The following is a 6,123-nucleotide window of genomic DNA, read 5'->3' on the forward strand; positions in this document are numbered from 1 at the left end:
GAAGCCTCAGAACGTCGTCTCCGGCTGCGACCGCGACTGCTCGTCGCGCGGCAGCTCGGCGCCGGTCTGCTGGTCGATGAACTTCATCGACAGCTTGATCTTGCCGCGGTCGTCGAAGCCCAGGACCTTGACCTTGACCTCGTCGCCGACCTTCAGCACGTCCGCCACCTTGGCGACGCGGCCGGGCCGCATCTCCGAGATATGGACCAGGCCGTCGCGGCTGCCCAGGAAGTTGACGAAGGCGCCGAAATCGACCGCCTTCACCACCTTGCCGCTATAGACCTTGCCGACCTCGGGCTCGGCGACGATGCCCTTGATCCAGTTGATCGCCGCCTCGGCCGCCGTCTCGTCGACCGCCGCCACCTTGATGGTGCCGTCGTCCTCGATGTCGATCTTGGCGCCGGTGGTCTCGGTGATCTCGCGGATCACCTTGCCGCCGGTGCCGATGACTTCGCGGATCTTGTCCTTCGGGATCTGGAAGGTGGTGATCCGAGGGGCGTTCTTGTTGACCTCGCCGCGGGCCGCCGACAGCGCCTTGGACATCTCGCCCAGGATGTGGACGCGGCCCTCGCGCGCCTGCTCCAGCGCGATCTTCATGATCTCCTCGGTGATCGAGGTGATCTTGATGTCCATCTGCAGGCTGGTGATGCCGCGCTCGGTGCCGGCCACCTTGAAGTCCATGTCGCCGAGATGGTCCTCGTCGCCCAGGATGTCGGTCAGGACGGCGAAGCGGTCGCCCTCCTTGATCAGGCCCATGGCGATGCCGGCCACCGGGTTGGACAGTGGCACGCCGCCATCCATCAGCGCCAGCGACGTGCCGCAGACCGTGGCCATCGAGGACGAGCCGTTCGACTCGGTGATCTCCGACACCACGCGGATGGTGTAGGGGAACTGCTCCTTCGACGGCAGCACCGGGTGGATCGACCGCCAGGCCAGCTTGCCGTGACCGATCTCGCGGCGGCCCGGGCTGCCCATGCGCCCCGCTTCACCGACCGAATAGGGCGGGAAGTTGTAGTGAAGCATGAAGTTCTCGCGGTACTCGCCCTCGAGCGCGTCGACGATCTGCTCGTCCTGGCCGGTGCCCAGCGTGGTGACCACCAGCGCCTGGGTCTCGCCGCGGGTGAACAGGGCCGAACCGTGGGCCCGCTTCAGCACGCCGACTTCGGCGACGATCGGGCGGACCGTCTTGGTGTCGCGGCCGTCGATGCGCAGGCCGGTGTCCAGGACGTTGCCGCGGACGATGTCGCTCTCGAAATCCTTGAACACCTTGGAGCCGACGGCCAGCTCGGCGTCGTTGCCCTCAAGCAGGGCCAGCGCCTTCTGCTTGACCGCATCGACCGCGGCGTAGCGGTCCTGCTTGCGGACGATCTTGTAGGCGTCGCGCAGCTCGCCGGCGACGGCCTGGAACTTGCCGCGGACGGCGGCGACCTCGGCCGGCTCCTCGGTCAGGGCCCAGGGCTCCTTGGCGCACAGCTCGGCCAGCTCGATGATCGCCTGGATCACCTGCTTGGACGCGGCATGGCCGAAGGCGACGGCGCCGAGCATGATCTCCTCGGTCAGCTCATGCGCCTCGGACTCGACCATCAGCACGCCTTCGTCGGTGCCGGCGACCACGAGGTCGAGCTGGCTCTCGGCGGTCTGGGCGATCGTCGGGTTCAGCACGTACTGGCCGTCGATGTAGCCGACGCGGGCGGCGCCGATCGGGCCCAGGAACGGGATGCCCGAGATGGTCAGGGCGGCGGAGGCGCCGACCAGGGCCGCGATGTCCGGATCATTCTCCAGATCGTGGCTCAGCACCGTGGCGACGACCTGGGTCTCGTTGCGGTAGCTCGGGTGGAACAGCGGGCGGATCGGGCGATCGATCAGGCGGCTGACCAGCGTCTCGTTCTCGGACGGGCGGCCTTCGCGCTTGAAGAAGCCGCCCGGGATCTTGCCGGCGGCGAACGCCTTCTCCTGGTAGTTCACGGTCAGCGGGAAGAAGTCGAACTTCGACTTCTGCTTCGACCCGACCGCGGTGCAGAGCACGACGCTCTCGCCATAGGTGACGAGCACGGCGCCATCGGCCTGGCGGGCGATCTTGCCCGTCTCGAGGACCAGCTTGCGGCCGCCCCAGTTGATCTCTTTGCGATAGACGTTGAACATCGCTTTTTTTCCTTCATCGGACACCCCGTGCCGCAGCGGCCTATCGGGGTCGGGCCGCTCCAKGCCGGGCCCGGGGGCTAAAAACGACAAGCGCCGCCGGCAGGGTTGCCGGCGGCGCCGATGTCACGAAATCAGAGACTCTCTTCCGATCGTCATCCCCGCGAAAGCGGGGATCTCGTCACGTCCAAAGCGGATGGAGATTCCCGCTTTCGCGGGAATGACGTGGAAAGGAGAGTGCATGCGTCTGTTAGCGACGCAGACCGAGACGCTTGATGACCTCGTCATAGCGCGCGACGCTCTTGCGCTTGAGATAGTCGAGCAGGCGGCGGCGGCGGCCGACCATGATCAGAAGACCCCGACGGCTATGGAAGTCCTTCGAGTGGATCTTCAGGTGTTCGGTCAGGTTGGCAATGCGCTCGGACAGGATCGCGACCTGCACCTCCGGCGAACCGGTGTCCCCGGCCTTGGGGGCGTAGGCGCCAATGACTTCCTGCTTGCGCTCCGGCGTAATCGACATCGTGGTCTCCTGAATCAGAGGTTGAGGATGCGCACCGGCCGGATCTCGCCGCCGTCGATACGGGCCAGGGCCACGGGGGCGTCCCCGCAGGTGGCCAGAACGATGGCGTCCGGGTTGTCCGGATCGAGATCGAGGGCGGCGATCCGCTCCCGATCCGAGCGCCGCAGCAGCGCGACCGACTGGCCGTGCCGCATCCGTTGCGCTTCAGCTTCCGTCAGGGCCACCGCCGGGATGTCGTCCAGCGGGGTCTCGACCGGAAGCAGAATGCCGTCGAGGGCCGATTGCTCGGCCCCCGGCTGCTTGGCTAGCGCGTCGATATGCTCCAAGGGGACCGCGTCGTCAAGGCCGAAGGGCCCGACTCGCGTGCGGCGCAATGCGACGATGTGTCCCACCGTGCCGAGGGCGATGGCGATGTCGCGGGCCAGGCCACGCATATAGGCGCCCTTGCCGGACTGCACGTCGAAGGTGGCGTGGTCGCGGTCCGGGATCTCGGCCAGGCGCAGATCGTCGATCCGGATCAGCCGCGGCGCCAGCTGCACCGCCTCGCCGGCGCGGGCCAGATCGTAGGCACGCTCGCCATCGACCTTGATCGCGGAGAAGGCCGGCGGCACCTGGCTGATCTCGCCGATGAACCGCGGGATGATCGCGGCGATGGCGTCGGGCTCGGGGCGCGCGTCGCTGGTCGCGGTGACCTGGCCCTCGGTGTCGTCGGTGTCGCGCGCTTCGCCCCAGCGCACGGTGAAGCGGTAGGTCTTCTCGCCGTCCATGGCGTAGGGCACGGTCTTGGTCGCCTCGCCCAGCGCGATCGGCAGGATGCCGCTGGCCAGCGGGTCCAGTGTGCCGGCATGGCCGGCCTTCTCGGCATCGAAGATCCGGCGGATGCGGCCGACCACCTGGGTCGAGGTAACGCCGACCGGCTTGTCGACCACCACCCAGCCATGGACCGGGCGGCCGCGCTTTCTACGCGCCATCGGCGTCGTCCGCCTTGCCGTCCGACGGATCTTCGTCGTCATCGGATAGGTCGCGGGCGATCACGTCCTGGTGCAGCAGCGTGTTGATCTTCTGCGCATAGTCGAACGAGGTGTCGGCCTGGAAGCTGAGCTGGGGCGTGTGGCGCAGCCGGACGGTCTTCGCGACCAGGCCGCGCAGGAAGGATGCGGCACGGCGCAGCGCCGGCAGCACGACGTCCATCTTGTCGCCGTTCAGTGTGGTGACGAAGACGGTGGCGTGCTTCATGTCCGGGCTGGGCCGGACCTCGGACACGGTGATCGAGACGCCGGCGAGGTCGGGGTCATGCATCTCGCCGCGCAGCAGGATCGCGGCCAGGGCGTGACGCAGTTCCTCACCAACGCGCAGCTGGCGTTGGCTCGGGCCGTTGGCAGTGGTGTGTCGCATGGGGTCGTTCTCAAAACGCCGCGGTCCGGCATAGCCGGACCGGGGGAAGGATCCATCCGCCGCCGATCGAGGATAGTCCCGATCGGCGACGGTGGTGCAGGAAATCAGGAAGTCCGGCTTTAGAGCTGCCGGATTTCCTCGACCAGCTCGAAGCACTCGATCACGTCGCCGGTGCGCATGTCGTCGTAATTCTCGAAGGCCATGCCGCACTCGTAGCCCTCGCGCACTTCGCGGACTTCGTCCTTGAAGCGCTTCAGGGTCTTCAGCGTGCCCTCGTGGATCACGACGTTGTCGCGCAGCAGGCGGACACCAGAACCGCGCTTGACCACACCGTTGGTGATCATGCAGCCGGCGACCTTGCCGACCTTGGTGATGTTGAACACCTCGCGGATCTCGGCATTGCCGATGTAGTTCTCGCGCATCTTCGGCGCCAGCAGGCCGGTCAGGGCCGCCTTCACGTCGTCGATCACGTTGTAGATGATCGAGTAGTAGCGGATCTCCACACCGTCGCGCTTGGCCATCTCCCGCGCCTGCGGGTTGGCGCGGACATTGAAGCCGATCAGCATGGCGCCGGTCGACGCGGCGAGGGTGACGTCGCTCTCGGTGATGGCGCCGACCGCGGAGTGCAGCACCCGCACCTTCACCTCGACATTGTCGCCCGCAGCCTTCTCCAGCGAACCGGCGATGGCTTCGACCGAACCCTGCACGTCACCCTTGATGATGACCGGCAGCTCCTTCGCCTCGCCCTCGCGGATCTTCTCGAACATCTGCTCGAGCGAGCCGCGCGCGGTGGCGACATGGGACGCCTCGCGGCGCTTGCGGGTGCGGAACTCGGTGATCTCGCGGGCCCGGCTCTCGCTGTCGACGACCACGAAGTCGTCGCCGGCGAGCGGCGTGCCGTTGAGACCCAGGACCTCGACCGGCTGGGCCGGGCCCGCCGATTTCAGGTTCTGGCCGCGATCGTCGAGCAGGGCGCGCACACGGCCCCATTCGCCGCCGGTGACGAAGATGTCGCCGACCTTGACGGTGCCGCGCTGGACCAGGACGGTCGCGACCGAGCCGCGGCCGCGCTCCAGCTTCGCCTCGATCACCGAGCCTTCGGCCGGACGGTCCGGGTTGGCCTTGAGGTCCAGCACCTCGGCCTGCAGCAGGATGGCCTCGACCAGCTTGTCGAGGCCGGCGCCGGTCTTGGCCGAGACCGGGACGTCGAGCGTCTCGCCGCCCATGTCCTCGACCACGATCTCGTGCTGCAGCAGCTCGGTGCGCACGCGCTCGGGCTTGGCGTCGGGCAGGTCGATCTTGTTGATCGCGACGATGATCGGCACGCCCGCGGCGCGGGCGTGGCGGATGGCTTCGACCGTCTGCGGCATGACGCCGTCATTGGCGGCCACCACCAGCACGACGATGTCGGTGGTGTTGGCGCCGCGGGCCCGCATCTCGGTGAAGGCGGCGTGGCCCGGCGTGTCGATGAAGGTGACGCGCTGGCCCGATGCGACCTGCACCTGATAGGCGCCGATGTGCTGGGTGATGCCGCCGGCCTCGCCGGACACCACGTTGGTGTGCCGCAGCGCATCCAGCAGCGAGGTCTTGCCGTGGTCGACATGGCCCATGATGGTGACGACCGGGGGCCGCGGCTGCAGGTTCTCCGCCGCGTCCTCGTCGCCGCGCATGCCGATCTCGACGTCGGATTCGGCCACGCGCTTTACCTTATGTCCAAATTCCGCCACCACCAGCTCGGCGGTGTCGGCATCGATCGACTGGGTGATGGTGGCCATCACGCCCATGCGCATCAGCGACTTGACCACGTCGCCGCCGCGCTCGGCCATGCGGTTGGCCAGCTCCTGCACGGTGATGACCTCGGGGATGATCACCTCGCGGGAGAACTTCTCCTGGTTCTGGCTCAGCTGGGCCAGGCGCTCGCGTTCGCGGGCCCGACGCATCGCCGCCAGGCTGCGGCCGCGGGTCTCGCCGTCGTCGCTGAGGGCCTGAACCACCGTCATCTTGCCGGAGCGGCGCTTCGGCTCGGACTTGCCGGGGCCGGGCGCGCGCCGGGGCGGGCTGGCCGGCGC

General features: G+C 68.0%; 5 protein-coding genes. All 5 read right to left on the reverse strand.

Annotation, left to right across the window (positions count from 1 at the left end; all coding sequences use genetic code 11):
* Nucleotides 1-6 precede the first annotated feature (6 nt).
* Nucleotides 7-2,142, reverse strand: a complete 2,136-nt coding sequence (gene pnp, locus AB4Z01_RS23710) for a polyribonucleotide nucleotidyltransferase (RefSeq protein WP_441698183.1) — start codon at nt 2,140-2,142, stop codon at nt 7-9.
* A gap of 247 nt (nt 2,143-2,389) precedes the next feature.
* Nucleotides 2,390-2,659, reverse strand: a complete 270-nt coding sequence (gene rpsO / locus AB4Z01_RS23715; RefSeq protein ID WP_441698185.1) for a 30S ribosomal protein S15 — start codon at nt 2,657-2,659, stop codon at nt 2,390-2,392.
* A 14-nt stretch (nt 2,660-2,673) separates the two neighbouring features.
* Nucleotides 2,674-3,630 carry a tRNA pseudouridine(55) synthase TruB gene (gene truB, locus AB4Z01_RS23720; RefSeq protein WP_441698187.1) on the reverse strand — a complete coding sequence of 319 codons (957 nt, stop codon included), beginning with the start codon at nt 3,628-3,630 and terminating at the stop codon, nt 2,674-2,676.
* Nucleotides 3,620-4,054 carry a 30S ribosome-binding factor RbfA gene (gene rbfA / locus AB4Z01_RS23725; RefSeq protein ID WP_441698189.1) on the reverse strand — a complete coding sequence of 145 codons (435 nt, stop codon included), beginning with the start codon at nt 4,052-4,054 and terminating at the stop codon, nt 3,620-3,622. Before rbfA ends, truB begins: the two co-directional genes overlap by 11 nt.
* A 119-nt stretch (nt 4,055-4,173) precedes the next feature.
* The coding region (gene infB / locus AB4Z01_RS23730) for a translation initiation factor IF-2 (protein WP_441698191.1) at nt 4,174-6,123 on the reverse strand (1,950 nt) is incomplete at its 5' end.

Origin of the sequence: Inquilinus sp. YAF38 (genome assembly GCF_052113205.1) — a bacterium.
Taxonomy (GTDB): Bacteria; Pseudomonadota; Alphaproteobacteria; order DSM-16000; family Inquilinaceae; genus Inquilinus.

Excerpts from the sequence above, each read along its gene's own strand:
- truB (WP_441698187.1), bottom strand. The coding sequence starts at position 3,630 with ATGGCGCGTAGAAAGCGCGGCCGCCCGGTCCATGGCTGGGTGGTGGTC.
- rbfA (WP_441698189.1), bottom strand. The coding sequence starts at position 4,054 with ATGCGACACACCACTGCCAACGGCCCGAGCCAACGCCAGCTGCGCGTT.
- rpsO (WP_441698185.1), bottom strand. The coding sequence starts at position 2,659 with ATGTCGATTACGCCGGAGCGCAAGCAGGAAGTCATTGGCGCCTACGCC.
- pnp (WP_441698183.1), bottom strand. The coding sequence starts at position 2,142 with ATGTTCAACGTCTATCGCAAAGAGATCAACTGGGGCGGCCGCAAGCTG.